This is a genomic window from Chryseobacterium sp. ZHDP1 (assembly GCF_018603435.1).
GTDB lineage: Bacteria > Bacteroidota > Bacteroidia > Flavobacteriales > Weeksellaceae > Chryseobacterium > Chryseobacterium indicum.
The window spans coordinates 981,078-1,007,504 of sequence record NZ_CP075682.1 but is presented as its reverse complement, the minus strand read 5'-3'; the positions used below and the strand labels follow the sequence as shown (position 1 = coordinate 1,007,504).

Below are 26,427 nucleotides of genomic sequence, written 5' to 3'. Positions count from 1 at the left end.
AAATGATTATAGCTGTTATCGCTTGTATTAAACTAAGTATTCTTGTTTTCATTTTAACTATATTAATTTCTATGTATAATCCAATCCTGCCTCCAATAAATATTCCTTCATGCTTCATCCCAAAAGGATAGAAATTGTTTTCTTCAAGAACTTCTGCGCTGCCATTGGTGTTTTTAAAGTAACTTACTCTAATGTTCCCCAAATGGTCTGTATAGCTGTAAATATATTGATTTTTTTAAGAGATATTTATTAACATAAAAATAAAACAGACAGCTAATAGAAATTAGTGTCTACTTTATTTCTTTAAGATTTTTAAAACACAAAACCCACCGCAATGCGGTGGGTTCTTTATTATTGCTCATGGATTACAAATCCGCGAGAGCGGGTTAATCATCAATAACTACACTTTTCCAAACAGTTTTACAGCTATCTTTCCATTCTTTAGGAAAATTTTTATCATTTAATATACTTTTAGATATTGAAACAAACTTTAATTTTTTAGGATTTTTCCCTTTTTGTAAGATATAGAAAAATGGAGAATTTTTATGTTTTAGAATACTATCACCAATGTCTACAAGCTTATTATTTTCTATTCCTAACAGAACTAAAGTATCTGATTTTTTATACCTTGAAATTTTTGCATGTGTTAAAAGACCCTTTCTAACCGCAACTTTTTTCTTTATTTTACCATATATTTCAGTTTTAATGTCTGCAATAATAAATTTATTCTCATTTTTAGGAAAATAAAGGAATAAAAACAACATGAATCCTGTAGCAAATAATATCAACACAAGATATATTAAGTCTCTTTTTTTCATTTTAGAAAACTTTTTTTAATATTTTATAATTTGACCAAAATACTTTCCCTCCCATCTCTCCATATGCAGCACCATTAGATATTGTAACCCAAGTTGTTTTACTTTTTTGTCCTGGCCATAATTCTCCATCATTTGTTCTATTACCCCAAGATTTTGAATATCCCCAAACTCCAACTCCAAAACCATGACCTGAAGATTTTCCAGCATAACCAGCAGCATTAAAGTTATCTTTTAATTCTTTGTCAACGAACTTTGCATAAAACTTACTAACGCCAATAGATGCTTCAAAGCCAGTATTTCCTCCAGTATATCCATAAACATAGCCACTTCCAGCATCACCTCCAGCCATAAAATAAACAAATGCAAGTCCTCCATTTGGTCCCCCTCCCAGTGTAGCACTATAATCTAAACTAAATCCGACAGCATGTGCCCCCATCTTTTCATAATCCTCCAAATTAACTGTCATTGGGTTTCCAATTTCTATATCTGTATCAATTTTTACGTCTTTGTAAACAGTCTTGGATAAAATTCGGTACATAATATGTCCTTTTCTATTTCTAATGATGATGTCATGAGGATCAGTATCTCCATAACCTGAAAAATCAATATCTTTAAAATATTCTCCAGAATTTTGTTTTACTCCAAGAAAAGATAATGCTTCATAATATGCCGAAACAACATCATCTGAATTGTCTGCGTTTACTCCGTTTTCACCGCCGCCACCGCCGTCAGAGCCGGAACCTTTGTAAAAGAAAGGCATACCATTTCCTAAGAACTCATTATATGATGCATAAGATCCATTTCCTCCCCTTAAATAAAAATCAGCAAGTCCTCCTCGTGGTACGTTATCTTCAACCGGTTCGGGAGCAAAAGCTTTTCTTCCGTCCGGATCAATAAACATCACAGGATTATTCAGTGCATAATTATACGGATTTACCCTTGTCGTTGTTTCAGCTAAAGGATCAATAACGCCCCATCTTGCGATGTCGCTCATGTACATTCTTGCTCCAAAATCGCTCCAGCCTGTTTCCTTCTGCAGCTCTTTTCCGCTGTATTGGTAGTTGTAAGAAGGGTTTCCTGCAGTCTGGTTATATCCTTCATGCTTCATCCCAAAAGGGTAGAAGTTGTTTTCTTCAAGAACTTCTGCGCTGCCATTGAAGTGATCCCTAAATGGTCTTTATCATTTTCAAAAGTATAAATTTTAAATCATAAAATATTGTGCTTTCTCTATTTTTATTGAAAATAATTCTTTAAGATTTGTTGTTCCGTTTTTCTATTAGAGAACGAAACTAAATTATAGAACAAACCCCACCGCAATTTTGCTGTGGGGTTTTTATTATTGCTCACGGATTACAAATCCGCGAGATCAGGAGCTTGCAGAAAAGTCTCAGGTAAATAACAAAAGCCTTTCCCGTTACGAACTGGGAAGCAGTATTCCGCCTGCCGATACGCTTAAAAATATTGCCGATGCTTTAGGAGTTTCAAGTGATGCGTTACTGAACGATGAAACAGTTGCTATTAAAGATAAGGAACTTCTGAAAAAATTTGAAGCTATACAGGAGATGAGCGAAGAAGACAAAGCTCTGGTAATAAGATTTCTCGATCTTACCATAAGAGATTTTAATGCAAGAAAAGCCTATAAGTAAGTTTTGCTTTACTATAAAACACAAAACCCACCGCATTGCGGTGGGTTCTTTATTATTGCTCACGGATTATAAATCCGCGAGATCGGGTTTGGCATTTATTGGTACATCTAATATTAATTCATAATTCTTATTTAATTTCATATATTTTATTACCACAAACATTATTACAATTATCATAATATTTTTCTTTCATATCACTACTCCAAATAAAGTCTCCATTGATAGTTATATCAAAGGCTGAAGCTCTTGTATTAGCAATAATCATGGGGCTTAATATGAGTTTGTAGCTTTTATTTAATTTAATTTTTTTCCACGATTTTAATGATTGATCACATTTTTTTTCACTCGCAAAAATGCCAGCTAATTTAGTATTCTTAAAATGATAAACTATCATATTGCTTTTCTCTTCAATTTTAAAAATTTTTGCGTCTATAACAACAAATCTATGGTCAAAATAGGCTGTTTCATTTTTCACAGTACATTGAATGCCAATAGCACTAAATAAAATTAAAAATAAATATTTCATAATTTGCACTTAATATTTTACAGTTCCGAATCTATATAATATTTCTCCCGTTGTTTTATTATAAAAATATGGTGAAATACTTTGCAATTTACCATTTAGACGTACCTCGTTTGGCATCAACCTATAATTAGCAGGAGTATTTCTAAAATTCTCTTTGTCTAAACATGCAGCCCAATCGTGAGAAGCTGAATAGGGTATATTGTCTGGACCAAACGTCCCATCTTTACCAGCCGTTTTCATACTATCAGGAAAATATTTTCCTCCAATATATGCTTCTAAAGCCGCATGTAATACCCCCGTTCCATTAGGAGATTTGGTTATAAAATCAAATCCTTTAATAACTTCAGTACTTACAATATTTGTAGCTACAGTCTTATTATTATAAATAAAACTTCCCCTAAATGCATCTCCTTCAAAGTAAACATCTTTTTTTAAATTTGGATCATAAAAATAAAAACCGGCAACAGTGTCTAATCTAACTTTAATATCTGGATTTTTAATCGCTTCCAACAGCCAACTAGCTGCCTCTGACAAAGTCGCTCCTTCAACTGCTGAGCCACTAACCATTCCATCTTTAAATGTTAAATTTAATTGTCCCTTCATTGATTCTTTTAAGAGATCAAATGCAGCTTGCGCGAATTTTCCATAAATGCCTATTTCAGTAGGTGAACTTCCACCACCACCACCATAAGCACCATTGGCTCCTTTGTAGAAAAGAAGCATATCATTTCCTAAGAACTCATTATATGATGCATAAGATCCATTTCCTCCCCTTAAATAAAAATCAGCAAGTCCTCCTCGTGGTACGTTATCTTCAACCGGTTCGGGAGCAAAAGCTTTTCTTCCGTCCGGATCAATAAACATCACAGGATTATTCAGTGCATAATTATACGGATTTACCCTTGTCGTTGTTTCAGCTAAAGGATCAATAACGCCCCATCTTGCGATGTCGCTCATGTACATCCTTGCTCCAAAATCGCTCCAGCCTGTTTCCTTCTGAAGCTCTTTCCCGCTGTATTGGTAGTTGTAAGAAGGGTTTCCTGCAGTCTGGCTATATCCTTCATGCTTCATCCCAAAAGGGTAGAAATTGTTTTCTTCAAGAACTTCTGCGCTGCCGTTTAAGTGATCCCTAAATGGTCTTTATTATTTTCAAAAGTATAAATTTTTAATCAATTAAAATATGGGGTTTTCCCTATTTTTAATATTTATTGTTAATTTTCTATTAGAGAGCGAAACTAAATTATAGAACAAAGAGACTGTCCTTTGAGACAGCCTCTTTTATTATTGCTCACGGATTACAAATCCGCTAGAGCTGAATACGATGTATTTAGAACTCTTATTAAGCTTACTGAATTTTATATTTATTATGAAATTTTGAAATAATTTTTTCTAATTCATCAAAATTATAAACTAATGTATTCGAAGAAATCGAAATAGGCGTGCCATATATTTTACAGGTTCTCTCTAATAATTTTTTCTTTGTTCCTCTCTGTGAGTTTAAATATTTACTAGGATCTTTTACATTAATAATTAAAAATTTTGTTGACATAATATTAATGCTTTTTATTGAGGTGATATCCTTCCAAAAAATCATACCTACACTTGTATAGCTAGAATTGTCAATAATGCCTTTTTCGTTAATGATAAGATTAAATTTTTGTACAAGAGAACTTTTTATTAAAATTATTGAGCAAAATCCAAAAAAAATTATTGTTAAAATTCCTACAATACGTATAAAAATCTCATTTTTAAATATCACAGAAGCAAATTTATTAGGATCAACTGCTAAAAAGATGCCTATTAAAATAAAAATTAGTGAGGCAGATAACAATAACATTATTTTTGTTTTGCTACCTTTTATTTCAATTGTATTCATTATATTTATATTTAATAATCTGCTTTATTCAATGCACGGCTCGCGATGCCTTCTGCAATATCACCTCCCCAAACTCCACCAACAATACCGCCAACTACACCGCCAATTGTAGCACCAATAAGGGTTCCTTCAGGTTTTGATCGAGAATAACTTACATTATTTAAACTTTTATAATATCCTTCTCTGAATAATTTAAGTTTTATAAAATTATCCCTTTTTCATACTTACTAGAAAAGAGTAAAAAACCCCACCTTAAAGCGGTGGAGTTTTATTATTACTAACGGATTGCAAATCTGCGAGAGCGAAAAGCAAAAAGTTTAAATGAGTTCATCTAATATATTTTTGATAATAGAACAAAACTTAAAACAAAAAACGTTAAAATTCCTATTATAATTCCAAAACTAATCCAAGCCCATTTCCGTTTTACTTTTTTAGTCTCTATATCAAATTCATCAAAATATTTTAAATATTTATCATTTTTAAATAACAATTTTTCATTAATGATCCAAGGTAAAACTAACAATACTATTATAAAAATCCATTTATATGAATTGCCGGGTTCCCAAACATATTGAATTAGTGATTTTCCTAGTATTGCTTGAAAAATATTAAATATCCCATATTCTATAAGAATTATTAAGCCTCCCATTTGAACACCTGCCCAAATGCTATGTAGCCCAGATACTTTATTATTAAAAATAACTTCATCTGTAAATTGATTCATATCCTCGATTCCTCCTTTAGCATAAAATTTTCTTATGGCAGGTATTTTATAAATGAGCCTAAAAGGATCTATATATGATAATAATTTATAAACTCTTATATAAAAATTGAAAATTGTATAATGTATATAATTCCAAACTCTTTCCATATATTTTACTATTTTATTTTTACTGCCTTCATTTTAATTTAATAGTCAGGTTTGTTTAAAATTCTGCTAGCGACTCCTTCAGCATAATCACCACCATAAACACCTCCTAAAATTCCTCCTACAATACCACCAATTGCTCCTCCAATGGCAGCCCCTGGAGCAGCTCCTACTCCAAAAAAAGCAACACCAATTGCACCTCCAATAGGCGCTAATATTTTAGCTCCTAACCATGCACCCACAGCAGCTCCTGCCATTCCTCCCGCTACATTTGCAGTTGCAACCTGAGCTCTAACACCAAATTTTCCACCATCTTTATAAACTCCATAGCTAATTTGTGCGGCACTAATTGCATAACCTACATATCCAGCTCTTTTTGCATATTTCCCAAGCATAACAGTATTTCGCAAATAGTCACTTCTTAATCCTATTAAAGATGATCCTCTACCTCTTCCAGCATAGGTAATACTTCTCATTTGTCCGAGATTATCAATCCAGTAGCCGCTATTATAAAGAGCTGTTCTCTGTTCGGAAATATATTTAAATCCTCCCCCTAAGGTGGTAGATCCCCAATCAGCCCAATTCTTGTAGGCATCAAATGGCGTCCCATTTTCAATTTTGATTGTCAATTGATGTAAAGTACCAAAATTATGATCGCCAAATAATTCATTATTACTTGTATAAGCAGTAGCAGTTGAGTTTCCCGTCCAATAATGAATGGTAGAAGATCCCTCTCCGGATGCTGCCGCATAAAATGATTTTATCAAACTTTGGGAGTCAGAATCATTCATATAATTAAAGGAATTCAATTTTGGGCTTCCGTCATTATTAAATGACCAACTTGTAACTCCTTGACCAGAATTATTCCAAATATAATCAGTTTGTGCCTGTGTAAGCCTTCCATCCGGATCAAACATATCAATGGGGTTATTGCCTACATAAGCAAATGGAGAAACAGAATTGTACGTTTCTGCCAACTGATCCATCCCGTTCCATCTTCCAAGCTCCGGCATATACTGCCTCCATCCGTAATCCAACATCTTGGTTTCCTGTAATTCCTTCCCATTGTATTTATACTGGTAAGAATTGTTTCCTGCCAAAGCATTATAGCCTTCATGCTTTAATCCAAACGGATAATAATTGTTTTCTTCAAGAACTTCTGCGCTGCCATTGGTGTTTCTAAAATAGCTTAAACGCACATTTCCCAGATGGTCTTTATAGCTGTAAATATACTTATTTTTTACAAAATCGAAATAGCCTTCAGCCGTTGGGATAAACTGTAATGAAGTCGTGCTTTGTGAGGTTTCATACTGGAAGCCGTCAAGATAATCTACCGTTTTTGAAGTAGCGGCTTTTCTCAGTTTGGTACCGTCTGCTGCGTAGGTGTAGGAAATGGTACCCTGCGCTGTAGTCATTACACTGGCAAGGTTCAGCAGGTTGTACTGGATGGCTGAAATACCTTTATCCTGCTGGCTGGTCATGTTTCCGTTGGCATCATACCCAATCGTGTAGCCCAAAGCATTATAACCGGAAGCATTATTGGCAACTCCTGCCGGAAGGCTGATGCTGGCAAGCCTGTTGCTCAGGTTGCTGTTTTCATAATTGTACACCAGATCGTCGATCTTCTCGGCAATGGTACCGGAAGAAGGTCTGGAAAACCTTTTCAGGGTTTTGATATTCCCGTTGCTGTCGTAGCTGATGTTTTCATTGAAGTAATTATTGGACGTTACCGAATTGTAAGGTTCAGAATAAGTCCCCTGCAAAAGCCTGTTCAGAGCATCGTAAGTATAATTGTATCTTCTGTAAACCCCGTCAGTAGATGTCTTCCAGTTTACTTCGGTAATGTTTCCGTTGTATTTGGCGGACGCGGAGGTATTCAGCGGATCAGTATATTTCACCTCATACCCGAACAGCTTTCCGTTGAGACCGGAAGGATCATTAATCCTGGTCATCCATCCACGGATGTTATAGGCGTAGTCGATGTTTTGCAGGTTGTTTCCAACTTTTTTGTTAGAAAGCTGGGACAGCTCATTGTATGTATTTTCGGACAGCAGTTCCTGAGGCTGGCTGTTTACCTGGTGCCATTGCTTTTTCAGCCTGTTCTGGCTGTCGTATTCATAAATCTGGGTTATTATTGTTTCGGTATCTGAGGAAAGCCTTTTGTGATAGACTTTTGTTTTCTGAGGCGTCCCGGAAAAATCGAGTTCAGATTCTGTTTTGGTATATCCACCCAAATGATTGACGGAGTGGCTGCCTATTGCTCTTGCTTTTTCGTCGTACCAGATGTAGCTTTTCGTCCAGTTATCTTCTTCTATATTCTTCACATAAGAAGCCGTAGGAAGGTTTTTGGTATTCACCGCCATGGCAGGGTTATCGCCAATGGTGTTTTTGCCAAATACCTGGGAAGGTCTTGCAGGTGTTTCTGCTGGATAGGTATCAAAATAGTTAATACTCAGGATCCTGGTAAACGCGGTGGGGTATGCGCTGTTGGTGTAATAAGCCGTTACGCCGTTGGCGCTGAATCCTCCCGGGTTTCTGCTCTCGTTTTGAGAGACAGCGGCAGCATTGGCAGTATTCTGCTCTGCCTGTCTTCCTTCGCTGCCATAGTTCTGTGCACTGGTGAATATTCCGGTGTATACCGTTCTTCCGAACCTGTCGTACTTGGTAAAAAGCCACTGTCGGGAAGCTCCCATATTGGCATCCTGGGTCATGAGCACACGATCCTGCGTATCATACACGATGTATTCCCATCCTTTTCCCGGGAGTTTCTTCTCTACCTGCCTGCTTCTGCTGTCGTAGCGGTACTGGTAGCAAAGTTCATCCAGCACTGTTCCCGTTAACGGCTGGGAGGCAGCCAGCGGGGGAATTACATAAGCCAGCTGCCCGTATTTGTTGTAGAGGTAGTAGGTTTCCGTATTCTGTTTTTTTACCAGTACGGTCTGTCCTTTTCCGTTCTTATATTCGGTGGTCTGGTGTCCGTCTTCATCCGTAACGGAAGTTTTCATCAGCTCTCCTGCGCCATAGTTTCCGGCAGGGGTAACCACATTGCTGGTTGCTCCGTTCAACCATGAGGTCGTTACGGTATATTTTTTTACTTCGTCTGCGGCATTTACCCCATAGCCATACTGTACGGAATGCCCCAGATAATCCGATCCCGGTTTTCTCTGGGAAAGGAGCTTGCCGCCGGGAGCATTCTCCTGTACCGACTCGCTGTAGAAATACGGATCTGAGCCATAAGCCTGGGCAGCATTTGCTTTCGGATCTGTATAGATTGCCCCGTTCTGGGTTCCCGTCTGCGGAACAGGAAGGTAAGATCTCAGCTGTCTTCCAAAGCTGTCGTATTCCGAAGGAATCACGATGTCTTTACCGCTAGGGGATGCCTTGATGCTGATGACCTGCTTCGCCCTTCCCAGCCCGTCGGAATACTGTACGGCTTCGGTTTTCCGGCTGCAGTCTTCATTCAGACAGTTTTTGGTATAGATGAAGTTATGGTCTGTGGAAAGCCCCGTGGTTTGTGCATAGGATAACCCTGCAACAAACAAAAGGCTGAATATATTAAAACTTTTTTTCATGCTCATTAATGTTTATAGTTGTACTGATTTTCTTTAATCACCTGTCCTTCGCTGTTTTTCACCCGCAGCAATCTTCCGGAATCATCATACTGGAAGGTGTTTCTGATGCCGTTGGGCGATACAGAGTTGGTAACCCCAACCAGCGGATCATAGGTGTACGCCGTGATGGAATACTGCTGAAGCTGGAAATCTGTGCGCAGGGCATTGAGCGCAGTAAGCAAAGCTCCTTCATTGGCAGGATCTGCCGCATCAGCATTGGATGCCGATATGGCGGCAGAGATCACAGAAAGGGAAGAAATATCACTGTATTTCGCTCCGGCAATCTGTGCAATGGGAAGACTGTTCTGGTATCCCCATATTGTGGTTACGGAATTTCCTGCTTTGTCGGTGGTCTGTACGAGGTTTCCGTTGCTGTCGTAGAGATCGAAGGTCACGGAAGTTTCCGCCGTCTGGTTCAGGTCTGTTGTTTCGATAGAGGTAGGATAAAAATGGCTGCTGCTGTCATATTTCGTGGTAATCCTGGTCATCACGGTGCCGTCTGCTTTCACTTCGGTCTGCAAAGGGACGGAAAGCATATTTTTATTTACCAGACGGGTATTCCCCAGATCTGCGGCATATTTTGTAGAAGCTTCACTCACGGTGCCGTCCTGAGCTGTCGTTTTAACAAGCATTTCCTGAAAATTGCCCGGATGGAAGGTCCTTTCTTTAATGGTAGCGTAAGAGGAGTTATTATCCGGATAGACAATCTCCGTCTGTTTGCTGTACTGCAGCCATGCGGGTTTTGTAGCTCCCATCTGGATAGATCTCTCAGGCGCTCCCGGAATCTCCTGAAATGTATATTCGTACAGTGAAGATTCGGTTTTCTGATTCAGTTTATTATATACTTCCTTTTTTTCAAGAATACCTTCTGATGTTAAATTGTAATAGGGAATATAGGATGTGTTGGCAGGCAATATATAATCATTGGGTGTTTTGAAGTAATATTTGATGTAGCCGTTGTTTTCGGTTCCTGCTATTTCCGTTTCCTTTACGTTCTTATACAGCAGAAAGCCATTTAAATCATCCTGTTCGTTATTAAAAAAAGTCCCACCTGAACTCGAAGCATCTGAAAACAACTGGTAATCAAATGTTTTTGTTTTCACCAGCACCCCGTTTTCATCAAAAGACCGGATCTTTTCTACCCTTGCCCCTGCATTTACAGGATGTTCGTTCCTGTAGGGTGCGGGCATTGTTTTCTTTTTGTAGAGGCTGAGAAAACCATTGCCTCCTCCGGTCATGCTTACCGTATAGGTTCCGGGGAACAGGGTAAAGATCGGAACGGTACTGCAGGAGCTGTCTTTTATTAAGGTCTGGTTTGCGGCATTTCTCACCGTATAAGTGAAAGGGATGATATCCCCATGGGGATTGGTAAGGTTGTACACCTCCATCACTCCCGGGATCAGGTACTGGGCATCTCCGGTTACCGTAAAGGAATAATGGCTTGAGGTATTGGTATCAAAAGGAATAACGTTCGTGGTATCGTAGTAATTGATTTCCAGGTCATCTGTACTTTGTGCATAATCCGGAGCTGTTTTATCAACATATACCATATTTGCTTCAAAATTATACACTACAGATCCTTTCGTAGGAAAGGTGATCTTTTTCAGGAGTCCTACGGTGTATTTTTTGGGATTTACAGGCTGCGTTCCTTCGCACAGAAAGTTCCCGTAGCGTGTATCGCTATAGTATCCGTATTGTCTGTCAGAGCCGTCTGCATCATATTCAAAAAGTGTTTCTTCCGTTGGTGAGAGGTTTTTATCCAGTTTCTGTATTCCGGTCAGTGCTTTTCTTCCGCTGATCTTCCAGGAAGGGGAACCCTGCAGGTTATCTTCCAGAACATACGAGGTTCCGTAGGTAAACTGGTATTTGGAGATCAGCCTGTCTGCCGGATCGGTGAGGCTTACTGCAGTTAGGGTATAGGGATCGGTAGTCACGATCTCTCCGTCATTCATCTGGTCATAGAGATAACTGAACTTCAGTTTGCCTTTTGCCGTAGAAATGGTATTGATCTTACAGTACTGGTACTTCATGATGGAAGACGTACCCATGTATTTGATCTTCTTATCGTAGCTGTAATTAATGAACTCTGTGCCGTTAGGATCTTTTACTTTTGTAAGAAAGAATGAGGTTTTGTAATTCTTATAGCTTATATCTTTAATAACCCCTACATTATAATCCTGAAATAGATACTGATATCCCAGATCATCGGTAATGGTAAAAGTATTGATGATGAATTTGCTGCTTGAGGTATTTCTTTCATAATCTATCCTGATCTTTTCACCTGTAAGATTGCTGACCATAAAATTTCCGGTAGCCGCATCTTTCAGTATTTTAAATTTGCCGGAATGCCCCGGGATATTGTAAAAGAAGATATCTGCCTGTTCTTCATTTATGAAAGAAGCGTCGGTAATTTCGTCCAGCTCGGAGACAATCTGCCGCGTTATCATCCCTGAAGCGAACATCGACCAGCCTTGTCCTACCTCACTGGCAGGGATATGGGCTTTGGCATTGTAAACGTGATAGGATAAAGCAATATTTACCGGAAGATCTTTATGGATGCTTTCCAGCTGATAAACAGGGAAACCGATATTGGGAACCCCCGTTGCAGGAGATACTGCCGTATTGATGTAATTGGATAACGATCCGGTGGTAGGCTCTGCCACCGCAGTGTTTTGTGCCGCTGCCACTCCATAAAGCAGAGACAGGGAAAAAACAGTTAGTTTTATTTTCTTCATTTGTATTATTTTTTAATCAATTTGGCATTCGCCGTTTTGTCATTGGTTTTTACCACCACCAGATACGCCCCCTGAATCAGAGGCTGGGTATTGATCTTAGTGATCTTATTTTTCGTTTTTACCGTTTCAAGCTTTCTTCCGCCCATATCGTACACCGCGATCTCAGCCTCAAACATTCCTTCTCTCAGGCCCTCAAACCCAAGCTCCACATACACATAATCCGTTACCGGGTTTGGGTAGATCTTAATATCCTGCTTTTCGATCAGCTGGTCAACCTGTTTATCCCCAAGCTTCACGATCTTCCAGTTTTCTTTGCCCAGCTCCTCTGCGCTGGTTCCTGCAAGTACAATCGATCCGTCACGGTTCAGTTTAATATCAGATAACCGTTCTTCTTTTTTTCGGGATTCTCCCTTCACGTGCTTTCTCCACTGCTCATTTCCGTTCTGGTCAAGATACAGCATCCAGAAAGTTTCATCATCATTTTCAATCCTGCCTTCTGCCTGTGTGTAACCGCCCAGCAAGATACCTTTAGACTTCCCGCCTCCGTCTTCCTGCTTCCCGGCAATAACACTCATTCCCATCATAACATCGCGGTTCTTGAAGCTGTAGGATTTCTGCCAGAGTTCTTCACCCTTTTCATCAATGGAGATCAACCAGAGGTCGGTTCCGTCTTCAATACCTACGGATTTGTTTCCCGATCTTTCCGATCTGGATTCTCCACCGATCAGGTAGCCTGTAGAAGTCAGTGCCAGTGTTCTTACATGATCGTCGCCTTTTCCGCCAAAGTTCTTTTCCCATTCCACTTTTCCGTCTTTCGAAAGTTTCACGATCCAGTAATCGCCTTCGCCATAATTTTCTGTCTGCTTGGCTTTACTTCCAGCCTCTGCCTTCCCGCTTCCTGCCAAAGCCCCGCTTCTGGAGTAGATCCCTAACAAAGCTCCCCCGTCTTTGGTGGGAATCATTTTTTCCACTTCATCCAGACCTTTTCCGCCTAAAATTAATTGGGATAGTTCCTTCCCGTTTTTATCCAGCCGTACTACCAAAACATCTTTGGAGCCGTAGCCTCTCATTTTCGGATCCTGAGCGGAGCCGAAGGATCCTGCTACAAAAAACCCCATATCCGTGGTCTGAATCACCGCCCTTGCTTCTTCATCTGCAGCACTGCCTATGGTTTTCTGCCATAATTCATCGCCAAATTCATTGATTCTGATCAGCCAGAAATCCGATCCGCCTTTGGAATCGTCTTTTTTATCCAGCCCTTTCCCCGAATAGCTGGAACCCGCCAGAAGAAATCCTCCTTCCTGCGTGTTGACGGTTGCCGACAAAAAGTCATGGTTTTTCCCTGAGAAATATTTTTCCCAGACTTCTTCGCCCTGCTGGTTAAGTTTTACCAGATGGAAATCGTAACCGTTGTTTTGCTTTTGGTTGCCGGATGATGGTTGTTGGTTGTCAGGACGGATGCTGCTTCCGGTAATTAGATACTGCTGATCGATGGTCGTGGTGACCTGTGAGAGAAAGTCCTGCGTAGAGGACCAGATGTCTTTCTGCCAGACTACTTCCTGGGCATACACCCCCAGAATGCTGCACAGAGTGAAGACACTCATGCTGAGTTTTTTCATACTTAGTGTAATTTTAACGTTATTGTAAAGGTGAAATTAAGAATAGAACGGGTTAAAAAAATAAGGAAACCCTCATTCTTAAAAATGTATTCCGGATAGAATCTGTTCGAAAATCTTTTTTTGTATTCATGGTCTTTGTTTTTTTATCGGCTTTTGACAGCCTGTTTTTTAGTTTTTTTAAAAATCAGAATGGTAAAAAGCTGTTAGTTTTTTTGTCTTCTGCAAAGTTACATCCCTGTAACGACAAAAGGTGTCGTTTTATTTTAAAGATGCAAAAATTTTTAAAAAGGTTGGAAATTAATCGAAAAAAAAGAAAGCGTGGACCTTCCCATTTTCCCGTTACAATCCGGAAACGAAATTAGAGAAAATATTTTTCAACGGCAAAATTTATTTACTGTGCGCTTCGGCTCCGCTCAGCGCACGGTGGTGGATGTGGTTTGCAATGATCTGTTTAAAATGGGGTGGCAATGATGTGTGCTTCGGCTCCGCTCAGCCTACAGTGGCAGGTTTTCGTTACAATGATTTGTTTAAATTGATGTAGTAATGATGTAGGCTTTACAGAGCCGAAGCGGAAAATATCCGCCTTAAAATTTTATCGGAGATAAAATCTTTGCGCCTTAATACATAGAGCATGAAGTTGTTTAAAGTAAAAGAGTTTGCTCCTTTAGGAGCAGAATCTGTGTAGAAATAAGAATAAATCCGTCAGTCAATCCATCGGATTGATATCTTAAATACGATACATTTTCTAAAGATAGCGTTCCTACGGAACGCAGAACGCCTTGCGAATATGGTGTCTACACAGATAAAACTCTATAGAGTTTTCTACCATTTTACTTTAAACAACTTTGATGTTAGAAATCCTGCGCCTTTGCGATTGTAAACAATTTTGGGAATGTTTATTTCAGGATGATGTGCGCTTCGACTCCGCTCAGCCCACGGTGGCGGGTTTGTGTTACAATGATCTGTTTAAAATGAAGTAGTAATGATGTACGCTTTGCAGAACCGAAGCGGAAAATACCCGCCTTAAAATTTTATCGGAGATAAAATCTTTGCGCTTTAATAGATAGAGCATAAAGTTGTTTAAAGTAAAAGAGTTTGCTCCTTTAGGAGCAGAATCTGTGTAGAAATAAGAATAAATCCGTCAATCAATCCATAGGATTGATATCTTAAATACGATACATTTTCTAAAGATAGCGTTCCTACGGAACGCAGAACGCCTTGCGAATATGGTGTCTACACAGATAAAACTCTATAGAGTTTTCTACCATTTTACTTTAAACAACTTTTATGTTAGAAATCTTGCGCCTTTGCGATTGTAAACAATTTTGGGGAGGGTTATTCAGGATGATGTGTGCTTCGGCTCCGCTCAGCGTACGGTGGCAGGTGTGATTGACAATTATTTGTTTAATGGAATTGCAGCACCGTAGGCTTCGACTCCGCTCAGCCTACAGTGGCAGGTGTATTTACAATGATCTGTTTAAAATGGATTGACAATGATGTACGCTTTGCAGAACCGAAGCGAAAAAGCATCCGCCTTAAAATTTTATCGGAGATAAAATCTTTGCGCCTTAATAGATAGAGCATGTTAGAAATCTTGCGCCTTTGCGATTGTAAACAATTTTGGGGAGGGTTATTCAGGATGATGTGCGCTTCGGCTCCGCTCAGCGTACGGTGGCAGGTTTGCGTTACAATGATTTGTTTAAAATGGGGCGACAATGATGTGCGCTTCGGCTCCGCTCAGCCTACGGTGACGGTATGCGTTACAATGATTTGTTTAAAATGGGGTGACAATGATGTGCGCTTTGACTCCGCTCAGCGTACGGTGGCGGGTGTGGGTACAATGATCTGTTTAAAATGGAATGACATGATGTACGCTGAGCGGAGCCGAAGCGTATCTTTATTTATTTTGAAAATCATGAAAAACATCAAAATTTTTTCCGGTGAACAGCATTCATTTTTACAGGAAATTTTATCCCTCTGATTCCGGATAACTAAAATTTTAACAAATAATTTTCAGAGTTTTTATTAAAGGAATGAATTTCTGCATTGTAGAGTTTCCCCCGCTTCTGCCTTTAGGAGGCGGGATGACGCAATATTTTATATTTCCTCCACGTTTGAAATAAAAATTAATACCATCATTTCTTAAAGAGCACAATATGAAAAAGAAATTTAGCAATACCCCGTTGTATGATGAGGAGACGATGCATACCATTCTGGATATCTTTTCCGGAATTCTGGAAACTCTTGAAAAAAAGCAGATCGGCGATTTGCAGTATTATGACAGTGCCGATGTAAAAAGGCTGCTGAAGATCAGCGACAGTACCTTGTTCAGAATCCGGAAATCACAGAATATTCCGCATGTAAAGATCGGAAAGAAGATATATTATCCCAAATGGTTTTTTAATACTGCCCTCAAAAAATGAGGGTATTTTTTATGCTTTTCGTGGACGGGATCAGATCCCGGATTCTGCTGAATGAGCCGGGTATTGGGCTGGTCATTCCTCTGTCATCCTGAGCGCGAAGCAGCCGAAGGATCTCCTTTTCTTATAACATTAATCTGTTGTTTTGATTGTCGTGCGCAACTGCTTCACGCAGATTGTGGAGATTGCGCAGATGTACAATGTAACTTCTTAAGTTACTTTCTGCGCTGTCATCCTGAGCGCGAAGCAGTCGAAGGATCTTTTTTTTATTACAATGATCTGTTGTCTTGATTGTTGTGAATAATTGCTTCACGCAGATTGTGGAGATTATGCAGATACAATGTAACTTCTTAAGCTGCTTTCCAAGTATACTAAGCAGCCAAAGGATCTTTTTTTTATAACAATAAATAATTGTCAAACGCTTTCGATTCAATATCATACTTTAAAATCAATGACTTTCTGCGCTGTCATCCTGAGCGCGAAGCAGCCGAAGGATCTCCTTTTCTTATTACAATAATCTGTTGTTTCCATTTTCATCCGCAATTGCTTCACGCAGATTTTGGAGATTACGCAGATATACAATGTAACTGCTTAAATTACTTTCTAAATATAGTAAGCAGCTAAATGATCTCTTTTTTTATTACAATAAATAATTGTCTAACGCTTTCAATTCAATAGCATACTCTAAAATCAATGATTTTCTGCGCTGTCATCCTGAGCGCGAAGCAGTCGAAGGATCTTCTTTTACTACAATGATTTATTTAAAATGGCGTAGCAGTGATGTGCGCTTCGGCTCCGCTCAGCGCACGGTGGTGGGTATGGTTGACAATGATTTGTTTAAAATGGCGTAGCAGTGATGTGCGCTTCGGCTCCGCTCAGCGCACGGTGGTGGGTATGGTTGACAATGATTTGTTTAAAATGGTGTAGCAGTGATGTGCGCTTCGGCTCCGCTCAGCACACGGCGGTGGGTATGGTTGACAATGATTTGTTTAAAATGGAATGGCAGTGAAGTACGCTGAGCGGAGCCGAAGCGAAAAATATCCGTATTACATTTTATCGGAGATAAAATCTTTGCGCCTTAATACATATAGCTTGTTAGAAGTCTTGCGTCCTTGCGATTGTAAACAATTTTGGGGAGGGTTATTCAGGTTGATGTGCGCTTCGACTCCGCTCAGCCCACGGTGGCGGGTTTTATTTACAATGATCTGTTTAAAATGGAATCGCATTGATGTGCACTTCGGCTACGCTCAGCCCACGGTGGCGGGTTTTATTTACAATGATTTGTTTAAAATGGAGTTGTACTGAAGTACGCTGAGCGGAGCCGAAGCGAAAAATATCCGTATTACATTTTATCGGAGATAAAATCTTTGCGCCTTAAATAGATAGAGCATGTTAAAAAATATTGCGTCTTTGCGGGTTTAAACAACTTTAGGAATGATTATTTACGATGATCTGCGCTTCAGCTCCGCTCAGCGCACGATGGAGGGTATGGTTGACAATGATTTGTTTAAAATGGAATGACATGAAGTACGCTGAGCGGAGCCGAAGCGTACAATGAAGCAGAAATATTTTCATAAAATTCTTCCGGAATCCTTCGGGTGTTGTTCGGTGTTTCTTCGGAAAAAATCCCATTTTTCCGAAGCCGATCCGAAGAAGACCCGAACATGATCCGAAGAAATGGGTTTTCAAACCGGTCAAAACCGGTCAAAAGCAGTCAAAACCGGTCATCTTTTTCACAGGTGCCTGAAATTGGAAAATTCTGTAATACCTTCGTTCTGTTAACCAATAAAAATGCACAAAATGGCACGAATAACAAAAGGAATCCTTGGAGGATTTTCAGGAAAAGTGGGAACGATTGTAGGCGCAAACTGGCGCGGACAGGACATTATCAGAAGCATTCCCAAACCAAGCTCGAAACAGCCCACCGATAAACAGCTTCTGCAGCAGACCAAATTCAGCATGGTGATCAGCTTTCTGCAGCCGCTCAAAAATATCCAGACGAAGTATTTCGGATCGGGGAGCGGTTCAAAATCGAGGGTGAATATGGCGGTTTCCTATACCATCAGCGAAGCGTTACAGATGAATGGCGATGTTCCCGAACTGGTATACAACAAGGTTCTGATCACGAAAGGTGATCTGGCAGGTTTCCAGAACGTCGCTGCTGCTCCGCAGACCGGAAATATCATTGCGCTGAGCTGGGAAGACAATTCCGCACAGGGAAATGCAGATACCGCCGACAAAGCCAATGCGGTGTGTTATTGCGAAGAACTGGGAACTTTTGAAATTTTCGAATCCGTTGCCGAAAGAGGAGCACTGACTGCTGATGTCACAATGCCTGCTTCCTACACAGGAAAGGAAATTCAGGTCTGGGTGTTTTTCAGGAATGTGAAAGAAACCCTTGCGTGTAACAGCGCGTATCTTGGGGCTATGACGATGATTTAATGAGAAGCCTCTGCCTGAAAGGGCGGAGGTTTTTTTATCCAGGAAAATATATCATTTTAAGAGCCTGCTTACATACTGCTCAATAAAAGATGTACAGGTTTTTCTTAATGATCTGATTGATTTATCTCTTTACCTGATATTGGAGAACAACAATTAGCAGGCGGTTTTCTGATAGTGCCCGTTCGACAGGCTCAGGGTGACATCTGGAATGCTCACCGCAATATTTTAACATTGTCAGGCTGAGCCTGTCGAAGCCTTTATGAGTAAAAGAGATAAGTCTATTATCTCAAATACAATAAACTCTGTTTATCCTTATATTTAACATTAAGAAATCTTCAGATTAAACGGCATCAATGCAAGCTGGTTAAGCTGATTCTGATTAAGGAATCAATCCATTGCTTTTTATTAGGTTTTTAAGCTAAAGGGGTTTAACTCCTTAAGGGTAAAAGTAAATGATCAATTTAAACACGCTGAATAAATAGAAATTCCAACGATATTTTTTATGGTATCCCGTAATGGTGAAATTATTTTTTTATTTATATTTGAATTATAATTTAAAAAAACGATAAACCATGATCATCTTTACGATACATTCGATTGATTATCAATCGTCATAGGTTATGCCGATATCATATGATGATGCCCGCCGTATGAAAACAGCATTATATTTCTGGAAGTGAAAAGCTGAAAATTCTTAACTTCAGAAATATGCAGGAGGGAAGGAATCGAAGAATTGCGATATATTTGCTGTTCTATTATATCTAAGATTTAACAATGGCAACGAAAACAGCTGCAAAAACAAAAAGTACCGAAGAAATCCTCTGGGATTCTGCCAATAAATTAAGAGGTTCTGTAGAGCCTTCCGAATACAAGCACGTGGTGCTGAGTCTCATCTTCCTGAAGTTTGCGAATGACAAATTTCTGAGAAGAAGACAGGAACTCATTAATGAGCACAAAGAAGCATTCTTAGATATTCCCGAATTTTATCAGGCAGAAAATGTATTTTATCTGCCGGAAGAATCGCGGTGGACTTTCATTATGGAAAACGCGAAGCAGGAAAATATTACCCTGATTGTAGATTCTGCGCTGAAAATCATCGAGCGTACCAACAAATCTCTGGAAGGGGCATTGCCCGATAATTATTTCTCCCGTCTCGGGCTGGATCAGTCTAAATTTTCGGCTTTGCTGGATACGATTAACAATATTGATACCCTGAAAGATGAAGCCCACGATATTGTGGGACGTGTGTACGAATATTTCCTGAGCAAATTTGCCATTGCCGAAGGAAAAGGAAAAGGAGAGTTCTATACCCCGAAATCGATCGTCAACCTCATCGCGGAAATGATAGAACCCTACAAAGGAAAAATCTATGATCCTTCCTGCGGTTCGGGTGGGATGTTTGTACAGTCGCTGAAATTTATTGAAAAACACAAGGGCAACAAGAAAGATGTTTCTATCTATGGTCAGGAGCTTACCAATACCACCTATAAACTGGCGAAGATGAACCTCGCCATCCGTGGGATTTCTTCTAATCTCGGAAGCAAAGCAGCAGATACTTTTAGCGACGACCAGCACAAAGATCTGAAAGCCGACTACATCATGGCCAACCCGCCTTTTAATTTAAAGGACTGGCGTGCAGAAAACGAACTGACCACCGACCCGCGATGGGCAGGGTACGAAGTGCCCCCAAAATCCAATGCCAACTATGCATGGATTCTGAATATGATCTCCAAACTCTCTCAGAACGGCGTTGCCGGATTTATATTGGCAAACGGTGCGTTGAGTGGCGGCGGCGAAGAATATAAAATTCGGAAACAGATTATTGAAAATGATTTGGTGGAAGCCGTGGTGATTTTACCACAAGATATGTTTTATTCTACCAATATCTCCGTGACACTATGGATTCTGAACCGCAATAAAAACGAAAGAAGTATTGTAAGGGCGAATAATGATTCGTCCGTACCAAACGATGGGGTAAAAAAGTACCGTGACCGAAAAGGCGAAGTTTTGTTTATGGATCTGAGACAGAAAGGCGAGCCGTTTGAAAAGAAATTCATTCAGTTTGGCGAGGAAGAGATTACTGCGATTGCTGCCCATTATCACAACTGGCAGCAATTCCCTTCCACTGGAGGGATGTCCGAAGGACGGGGTGGTTATAATATTCCTGAATATTCTTACAGTGCGACTCTGGAAGAGATCCGCAAAAAAGATTATTCTTTAGTTCCAAGTAAATACATTGAATTCGTTAACCGGGATGAAAGTCTGGATTATGATGAGCAGATGCAAAGCCTGCAGGCAGATCTGAAAGATTTATTTGAGCAGGAAAACCAATTGAAAGAGGAGGTTTCTAATGTTTTTAAAACTTTGGGATATGAGTTATAGAAGAATTGGAGATTTAATTCAGTTAGTAGATCAGCGAAATAAGGATTTGGCAATAACCCATCTTGTTGGTTTAACCATTAATAAAAAGTTTATTCCTTCGGTTGCCAACACGATTGGAACTGATATGGCAAATTATAAATTGATTAGAAAAAATCAGTTTGCTTGCAGTACAATGCAAGTTCGTAGAGATAAAAAAATACCCATTGCTTTGTTGAAAGAATTGGATATTGCAATTATCTCACAGGCATATCCTGTTTTTGAAGTCATTGATGAAAATTTGATTTTGCCTGATTATCTGATGTTGTGGTTTTCCCGTTCTGAATTTGATCGAGAAGCTTGTTTTCACGCTGTTGGCGGTGTGAGAGGAAGTCTTGAATGGGAAGATTTCTGTGGAATGCAACTTCCGGTTCCATCCATCGAAGAACAGCGACAAATTGTAGCGCAATACCAAAGCATAGCCAACAAAATAAAAGTGAACGAGCAGATTTGCGAGAAACTGGAAGCTGCTGCGCAGGCTTTGTATAAACATTGGTTTGTGGATTTTGAGTTTCCCTATTCCCCTCCGTCGGAGGGGGGGGCGCAGGACGGGGTGGCCATAGAAAAACCTTATAAATCTTCCGGTGGAAAAATGGTTTGGAACGAAGAACTTGGGAAGGAAATTCCGGAGGGGTGGGAAGTTAGTAGCTTAACAGAAATTACTGAAGATACAATTGGTGGAGATTGGGGTAAAGAAGTTCCTGAAGGAAATTACACTTCGGAGGTCTTATGTATTCGCGGAACCGATATACCAACTTTGAATAGAAGCGATAAAAATGGAATACCTCAAAGATATATACTTGAGAAAAATTTAAAAAGTAGGAAGCTTACTGAAGGAAATATTGTAGTAGAAATATCAGGTGGAAGTCCTACTCAGGCTACTGGTAGGACAGTTTTAATTGATAAATCTTTAACAAAATTTATTAATAAAGATCTTATTTGTTCAAACTTTTGTAGAGTGATCTCAGTGAAGACATCTTTTGAAAATGTCTATCATTTAGAATTAAAAAGGAATTATAATAATGGACTATTCTTTACATACGAAAATAGTTCCAATGGTGTCAAAAACCTTGCTCTAAATGATCTTTTATCCGATCTTAAAATTGCTTACAATAACACAATAGTAAATAAGTTTGATAAACATTTTTCAATACTTAGTCGTCAAAAATTTATAATTAATAATCAAAACTACTATTTACTACAACTACAAAGTTTGTTGCTGTCACGCTTGGCGGTTGGGGAGGCAGTAGAAGCATCATAAAACATTTTAAAATTAAAAACTAAACCTGAAAACTCTTACCATGAAAGAAATCGCAAAGCTTCTTCAGGAAGTTAACTGGATAATTAAAAGTAGAAAATCAGAGCTTGCTAAGAATGATGATTCATTTAATATGTTTAGGATCTGTGGGGTTAATCATTATGAAAATACACATTCATCTATCCTTGCAGAACTGTTAGATCCCAATGGAAGCCATCAGCTACATCATAAATTTTTAGATGCTTTTATCAATACGCTTATTAAATCGGGTATATTGCCTCCGGAATATGTTTTTGGATATCAGGATGTCGAAGTACATCGGGAATATGCTACACGGTTTGGAAGACTTGATATTTTAATAAAGAATTCTTCGGGCGAAGCTATTTTAATAGAAAATAAAATATATGCAAACGATCAATTCGAGCAGCTGAAAAGGTATCATGCTTTCGGAGTCCAGCAATACGGTACTGCGTTTAAATTGCTATATTTAACATTATGGGGGAATGAATCTCCACAGATTGCACCTGATAAAACAGATTATCTGCAGGTTTCTTATTGTGAAGTCATCTTAGACTGGCTGGAGCGGTGCATTGAAATAGCGGTAAGGTCTCCTATTGTCCGGGAAACACTGATACAATACAGCAATCACCTTAAAGAGTTAACCAATCAAAATACAACTTCAGCCATGGATAAAGAATTAATCGACCAACTGTCATTAACGGAAAATTTAGATGCCGTTTTTATGATCTCTGACAATCTCAGCAATGTAAAAAATAATCTGATCAATACTGTTTTCCTTAAACAGCTTGAAGAACTGTGCGAAGAAATGGGACTTGATCTGCTAAGTGATCCGGGAGACTACGTTAACACGAGCTGGGCGGGTTTCCAGTTTTCAGTTCCTCATTGGAAAAATTACAAAGTATTCATAGAATTCGGAGCGCAGGGATTAAGAAACTGTATCATTGGTCTGGCTCCTAAAAATGATCAGGTTGATACATCAGCGCTTTCAAAGATTAAAGAAAAAGTAGGAGGCGGAAATGCAAGGCTTGCGTACACCAGATTTCCTAAATATCAGAATTGGCAGGCTGATGCAATGAAAGCCATTATCAGCGGCGAGATGAAAGGGATTATAAAAAATGAAATCAATAAGTTTTTTGAATTGCTGGCAGAGGTTGAAGGGGTGTAGAAAACTGATATAATTATGATGTTATATAAAGAAGTATGAAAGATGAGTTTAAAATACTGTTCACTACGATTAATATATTAAAGGAAAAATACAGGCATCACAAAAAGAATTTTACTTTAGATGGAAAGCTGGTAGGAGATATAGGAGAAGTATTGGTTGCAGAACATTATGGGTTAACTCTTTATGGAGATAATACTCACATTCACGATGGGTTTGTGACAGATTCAAAGGAAAGAGAAGTCCAGATAAAAGCTTCCTTTAAAGAGTATTTTTATTTTACTAAACATATTGATCGAAAACCAAAATATTTTATTGCAGTGCAACTCTATGAAGATGGTACATTTGAAGAAATTTATAATGGAACAGGAGAACTGCTTTTTAATAAATTACTTGCTCATTTACCAACTGACAGAAAGTATCCCTACAGACTATCTGTAAAAAAGTTGAGAGAATTGAACATGTCTGAGGAGAATGTTGATAGGATAATGAGAATCAAATAATAAAACTTATATAAATAATTACTGTTTCCGCGTAAAGGACACTTGTGCAATTTGCTTAATCACTCAAAATTATCTAATAACTTATGAAAAATAAAAATTTATTATCATCTGTAGCGCTATTTAGTGAATTATATAGTAATTCAGACAAGGATATTTTCGATATAATAGGAGATTTTATTCTGGGTATTTGTACGATAGAATCTAAATATTCATTTACATCTGCAGAACTAAAATTGCTTATGGAAAGCACTTTTGGTTTTGATATTCCAGAAGCTGTTCTTAAGACAGTATTAAATAATAGGCTAAACAAAAAGTTAAATAGAAATGGCTTAGTCTATAATTTTGAAATTACACAAAATCACGGAAGAGATGCTATTAAGGATAAGTATAATACTATTAATAACGAACATAAAAATCTGTTTTTAAACTTAATTAAGTTTATTGAGGAAAGAACGCAGCGTAAACTAACATCGCAACAACAACGAAAATTAGAGGATAATTTTTATGAATATTTACTTGATAATGGGTATTCTGAAGAGTATTCTAATTATATAAGTGCTTTTTTTGTAAAAAATGAAGGAAATGGAAATTTTAGAGATATTCTGTTAAGCATTAAAGAAGGTTTAATTTTATATGAAGGAATTAAGTATTCCCCGGACCTAAACGAGCTTGGCACGTGGAAAAATAATTTAACAATCTATTTGGGAACTGAATATTTATTTAATTCGCAAGGGCTAAATGGTGAACTATATAAGGAGATGTTCAATGATTTTTATACATTGGTACAGGAAATCAATATAAAAAATAAAGGTGGAAAAAAGACAATTGAATTAAAATATTTTACTGAAACAAAGTTAGAAATTGATAATTTTTTTTCTACTGCGGAAAAGATCAAATCAGGAAAATTAAGTTTGAAAATTAGTAAACCTGCAATGGTAGACATAGTCAATAATGCTAAAGAAGTTTCTGATGTGGCGTTACGTAAAACTTTGTTTTATAGAGGACTACTTAATTTGGGTATTTATGAAGACGATTACGAATGCTCCATTGAGGAATTGGAAAGATATAATTTAGAGGATAAAACAATTTTAGAAGAGATTGAAAAAATTTCTAAAGAAAAAAATAGAATTTTTAATGAAGTAGATACTGTAGAATTAATTAAGATTTTCACAAAGATAAATTGTCTTCGTAAAGGAAATTCTAAAGTTAACTTTGAAAAATGCTCTTATTTGTATATATCAGAAAATTCTTTAGCGAGATATTTAGGTCATAATAACTTATTAAAGATTAAAGAAGGAGATTTTACTTATTGTAAAGAAATGGATTTTGTGACCACAAAATTTTGGTTCTATTTAAACAAAGGTTTAAATCAACATAAGGATTGTTTACCAAAGACATTTGATTTAATTAATAAAGCTAAAATTATTATTTCTTCTCATTTACAAAATTCAGTCGTTGAAAAGTTCGATGAGTTTTCAGAAAGAGTTAGAAATAATGAACTTAGTGAAGAAGAAATTAAAATTTACAATCTTGAATTAAAGTCTAAAATCTCAAATCCAGAGAAAATTGTTGTTGATACTGTAGATAATTCATTAGATTTTCTTGAAAATGAAGACTACCTTAACAGAGCATACGAAGAAAATATTCTTAAAGATAAAAAGCTGAAAGAGCAGGAGAAAAAATTGCAATATTTTTATGAGAAAGAAAGTTTGGAAAAGCAAAAAAAAGCGGAGGAGGTATTTGAACATGAAAAGTTAAAATGGTCAAGACAAGAAGCACAAAATGATAAAAATATAAATAAAAAAAACCTTCAATATTTTCTTAAATGTTTAATTCCTGAATTTTTTATTATTATTATCACTGTGGTGATTTTTAGAATAAATTCAATTACAGATTGGCTTAAAACTATTTCAGATAATGTCACTATGATATTTTGGATATTTTTAATTTTAGTACTTTTAAGCTTTCAGTTTATAAAAAGTAATTTCGTTGATAAGACAAAAGTTGCTGAAGGTTGGAAAGTCCTAAAATTATACAGATATTATTTTTCTGAAAAATTCATCAGAGATAGAGTTGATTTCCATAAATCTAATTATAAGCCAACTGATAATCTAAATCAATGAAATACACCAAATCCCAATTAGAAAAGTAATCTATGAATCACTACAATCCCCAAAAACACCATCGCCGCTCGATACGGTTACAAGGCTATGATTATATCCGGGAAGGATTGTATTTTATTACGATTTGTTATCAGGATAGAGCACATTTGTTTGGGAAAATTGCAGAGAAATGTTTACAATTGAATGATGCAGGAATTCAGGCACAACAATGTTGGTTGGATATTCCGAATCATTTTCCAAATGTGGTGCTGCACGAATTTATTATTATGCCCAATCATATCCACGGCATTATTGAATTTGTTGGGGCGAATAATTATTCGCCCAACCCATCATTACCCCAATAACCATTATTGCCTCATCAACCATTGCCCCATAATTTTG

19 protein-coding genes are annotated in these 26,427 nt (G+C 37.9%); 10 read left to right on the top strand and 9 right to left on the bottom strand.

Annotation, left to right across the window (positions count from 1 at the left end; genetic code table 11):
• Positions 1-386 precede the first annotated feature (386 nt).
• Both KKI44_RS04540 and KKI44_RS04535 read right to left on the bottom strand, forming a co-directional pair.
• Positions 387-818: a hypothetical protein gene (locus KKI44_RS04540; RefSeq protein WP_214590037.1), complete on the bottom strand. Its 432-nt coding sequence runs from the start codon at positions 816-818 to the stop codon at positions 387-389.
• Between the two features lies 1 nt (position 819).
• Positions 820-1,926 (bottom strand): RHS repeat-associated core domain-containing protein, encoded by a 1,107-nt coding sequence (locus KKI44_RS04535; RefSeq protein ID WP_214590036.1) that lies wholly within the window; start codon positions 1,924-1,926, stop codon positions 820-822.
• A gap of 211 nt (positions 1,927-2,137) precedes the next feature.
• Here KKI44_RS04535 and KKI44_RS04530 point away from each other — a divergent pair, with 211 nt between their 5' ends.
• Entirely contained in the window at positions 2,138-2,464 is a 327-nt protein-coding gene (locus KKI44_RS04530) for a helix-turn-helix domain-containing protein (protein WP_214590035.1), read from the top strand.
• Between the two features lie 127 nt (positions 2,465-2,591).
• On the opposite strand, the gene KKI44_RS04525 is transcribed toward KKI44_RS04530, so the two are convergent.
• The 7 genes from KKI44_RS04525 to KKI44_RS04495 form a co-directional block, all read right to left on the bottom strand.
• Positions 2,592-2,990, bottom strand: a complete 399-nt coding sequence (locus KKI44_RS04525; protein WP_214590034.1) for a hypothetical protein — start codon at positions 2,988-2,990, stop codon at positions 2,592-2,594.
• A 9-nt stretch (positions 2,991-2,999) separates the two neighbouring features.
• Positions 3,000-4,061, bottom strand: coding sequence for an RHS repeat-associated core domain-containing protein (locus tag KKI44_RS04520; RefSeq protein ID WP_214590033.1), 1,062 nt, complete (start codon positions 4,059-4,061; stop codon positions 3,000-3,002).
• A 274-nt stretch (positions 4,062-4,335) separates the two neighbouring features.
• Positions 4,336-4,866 carry an STM3941 family protein gene (locus tag KKI44_RS04515; RefSeq protein WP_214590032.1) on the bottom strand — a complete coding sequence of 177 codons (531 nt, stop codon included), beginning with the start codon at positions 4,864-4,866 and terminating at the stop codon, positions 4,336-4,338.
• Between the two features lie 331 nt (positions 4,867-5,197).
• Positions 5,198-5,737 (bottom strand): hypothetical protein, encoded by a 540-nt coding sequence (locus KKI44_RS04510; protein ID WP_214590031.1) that lies wholly within the window; start codon positions 5,735-5,737, stop codon positions 5,198-5,200.
• Positions 5,738-5,775: 38 nt separating this feature from the next.
• Complete coding sequence (locus tag KKI44_RS04505) at positions 5,776-9,306, bottom strand: DUF6443 domain-containing protein (RefSeq protein ID WP_214590030.1); 3,531 nt, start codon at positions 9,304-9,306, stop codon at positions 5,776-5,778.
• A 5-nt stretch (positions 9,307-9,311) separates the two neighbouring features.
• Positions 9,312-12,080 carry a hypothetical protein gene (locus tag KKI44_RS04500; RefSeq protein WP_214590029.1) on the bottom strand — a complete coding sequence of 923 codons (2,769 nt, stop codon included), beginning with the start codon at positions 12,078-12,080 and terminating at the stop codon, positions 9,312-9,314.
• Positions 12,081-12,085: 5 nt separating this feature from the next.
• Positions 12,086-13,699, bottom strand: coding sequence for a T9SS type A sorting domain-containing protein (locus KKI44_RS04495; protein ID WP_214590028.1), 1,614 nt, complete (start codon positions 13,697-13,699; stop codon positions 12,086-12,088).
• A gap of 1,582 nt (positions 13,700-15,281) precedes the next feature.
• Between KKI44_RS04495 and KKI44_RS04490 the strand changes: the two genes are divergently transcribed.
• From KKI44_RS04490 to KKI44_RS04450, 9 genes are all read left to right on the top strand, one after another.
• Positions 15,282-15,680 (top strand): hypothetical protein, encoded by a 399-nt coding sequence (locus KKI44_RS04490; protein WP_214590027.1) that lies wholly within the window; start codon positions 15,282-15,284, stop codon positions 15,678-15,680.
• A 175-nt stretch (positions 15,681-15,855) separates the two neighbouring features.
• Positions 15,856-16,122, top strand: coding sequence for a helix-turn-helix domain-containing protein (locus KKI44_RS04485; RefSeq protein ID WP_214590026.1), 267 nt, complete (start codon positions 15,856-15,858; stop codon positions 16,120-16,122).
• Positions 16,123-17,919: 1,797 nt separating this feature from the next.
• Complete coding sequence (locus KKI44_RS04480; protein WP_214590025.1) at positions 17,920-18,561, top strand: DUF6266 family protein; 642 nt, start codon at positions 17,920-17,922, stop codon at positions 18,559-18,561.
• Positions 18,562-19,335: 774 nt separating this feature from the next.
• Positions 19,336-20,943 (top strand): type I restriction-modification system subunit M, encoded by a 1,608-nt coding sequence (locus tag KKI44_RS04475; protein ID WP_214590024.1) that lies wholly within the window; start codon positions 19,336-19,338, stop codon positions 20,941-20,943.
• Entirely contained in the window at positions 20,933-22,240 is a 1,308-nt protein-coding gene (locus KKI44_RS04470; RefSeq protein WP_214590023.1) for a restriction endonuclease subunit S, read from the top strand. Before KKI44_RS04475 ends, KKI44_RS04470 begins: the two co-directional genes overlap by 11 nt.
• Before the next feature lie 40 nt (positions 22,241-22,280).
• Positions 22,281-23,423, top strand: a complete 1,143-nt coding sequence (locus KKI44_RS04465) for a PD-(D/E)XK nuclease family protein (protein ID WP_214590022.1) — start codon at positions 22,281-22,283, stop codon at positions 23,421-23,423.
• Positions 23,424-23,458: 35 nt separating this feature from the next.
• Positions 23,459-23,923 (top strand): DUF6998 domain-containing protein, encoded by a 465-nt coding sequence (locus KKI44_RS04460; protein ID WP_214590021.1) that lies wholly within the window; start codon positions 23,459-23,461, stop codon positions 23,921-23,923.
• Positions 23,924-24,006: 83 nt separating this feature from the next.
• A complete protein-coding gene (locus tag KKI44_RS04455) occupies positions 24,007-26,046 on the top strand; it encodes a hypothetical protein (RefSeq protein ID WP_214590020.1) in 2,040 nt (679 codons plus the stop codon).
• 32 nt (positions 26,047-26,078) lie between these two features.
• Entirely contained in the window at positions 26,079-26,390 is a 312-nt protein-coding gene (locus KKI44_RS04450) for a transposase (RefSeq protein WP_214590019.1), read from the top strand.
• Positions 26,391-26,427 lie beyond the last annotated feature (37 nt).

What these genes read in the sequence shown, in the direction of transcription:
- KKI44_RS04540 (WP_214590037.1), bottom strand. Translation starts at nt 818, where the DNA reads ATGAAAAAAAGAGACTTAATATATCTTGTGTTGATATTATTTGCTACA.
- KKI44_RS04535 (WP_214590036.1), bottom strand. Translation starts at nt 1,926, where the DNA reads ATGAAGCATGAAGGATATAACCAGACTGCAGGAAACCCTTCTTACAAC.
- KKI44_RS04525 (WP_214590034.1), bottom strand. Translation starts at nt 2,990, where the DNA reads ATGAAATATTTATTTTTAATTTTATTTAGTGCTATTGGCATTCAATGT.
- KKI44_RS04520 (WP_214590033.1), bottom strand. Translation starts at nt 4,061, where the DNA reads ATGAAGCATGAAGGATATAGCCAGACTGCAGGAAACCCTTCTTACAAC.
- KKI44_RS04515 (WP_214590032.1), bottom strand. Translation starts at nt 4,866, where the DNA reads ATGAATACAATTGAAATAAAAGGTAGCAAAACAAAAATAATGTTATTG.
- KKI44_RS04510 (WP_214590031.1), bottom strand. Translation starts at nt 5,737, where the DNA reads ATGGAAAGAGTTTGGAATTATATACATTATACAATTTTCAATTTTTAT.
- KKI44_RS04505 (WP_214590030.1), bottom strand. Translation starts at nt 9,306, where the DNA reads ATGAAAAAAAGTTTTAATATATTCAGCCTTTTGTTTGTTGCAGGGTTA.
- KKI44_RS04500 (WP_214590029.1), bottom strand. Translation starts at nt 12,080, where the DNA reads ATGAAGAAAATAAAACTAACTGTTTTTTCCCTGTCTCTGCTTTATGGA.
- KKI44_RS04495 (WP_214590028.1), bottom strand. Translation starts at nt 13,699, where the DNA reads ATGAAAAAACTCAGCATGAGTGTCTTCACTCTGTGCAGCATTCTGGGG.
- KKI44_RS04490 (WP_214590027.1), top strand. Translation starts at nt 15,282, where the DNA reads ATGTTAGAAATCTTGCGCCTTTGCGATTGTAAACAATTTTGGGGAGGG.
- KKI44_RS04485 (WP_214590026.1), top strand. Translation starts at nt 15,856, where the DNA reads ATGAAAAAGAAATTTAGCAATACCCCGTTGTATGATGAGGAGACGATG.
- KKI44_RS04480 (WP_214590025.1), top strand. Translation starts at nt 17,920, where the DNA reads ATGGCACGAATAACAAAAGGAATCCTTGGAGGATTTTCAGGAAAAGTG.
- KKI44_RS04475 (WP_214590024.1), top strand. Translation starts at nt 19,336, where the DNA reads ATGGCAACGAAAACAGCTGCAAAAACAAAAAGTACCGAAGAAATCCTC.
- KKI44_RS04470 (WP_214590023.1), top strand. Translation starts at nt 20,933, where the DNA reads ATGAGTTATAGAAGAATTGGAGATTTAATTCAGTTAGTAGATCAGCGA.
- KKI44_RS04465 (WP_214590022.1), top strand. Translation starts at nt 22,281, where the DNA reads ATGAAAGAAATCGCAAAGCTTCTTCAGGAAGTTAACTGGATAATTAAA.
- KKI44_RS04460 (WP_214590021.1), top strand. Translation starts at nt 23,459, where the DNA reads ATGAAAGATGAGTTTAAAATACTGTTCACTACGATTAATATATTAAAG.
- KKI44_RS04455 (WP_214590020.1), top strand. Translation starts at nt 24,007, where the DNA reads ATGAAAAATAAAAATTTATTATCATCTGTAGCGCTATTTAGTGAATTA.
- KKI44_RS04450 (WP_214590019.1), top strand. Translation starts at nt 26,079, where the DNA reads ATGAATCACTACAATCCCCAAAAACACCATCGCCGCTCGATACGGTTA.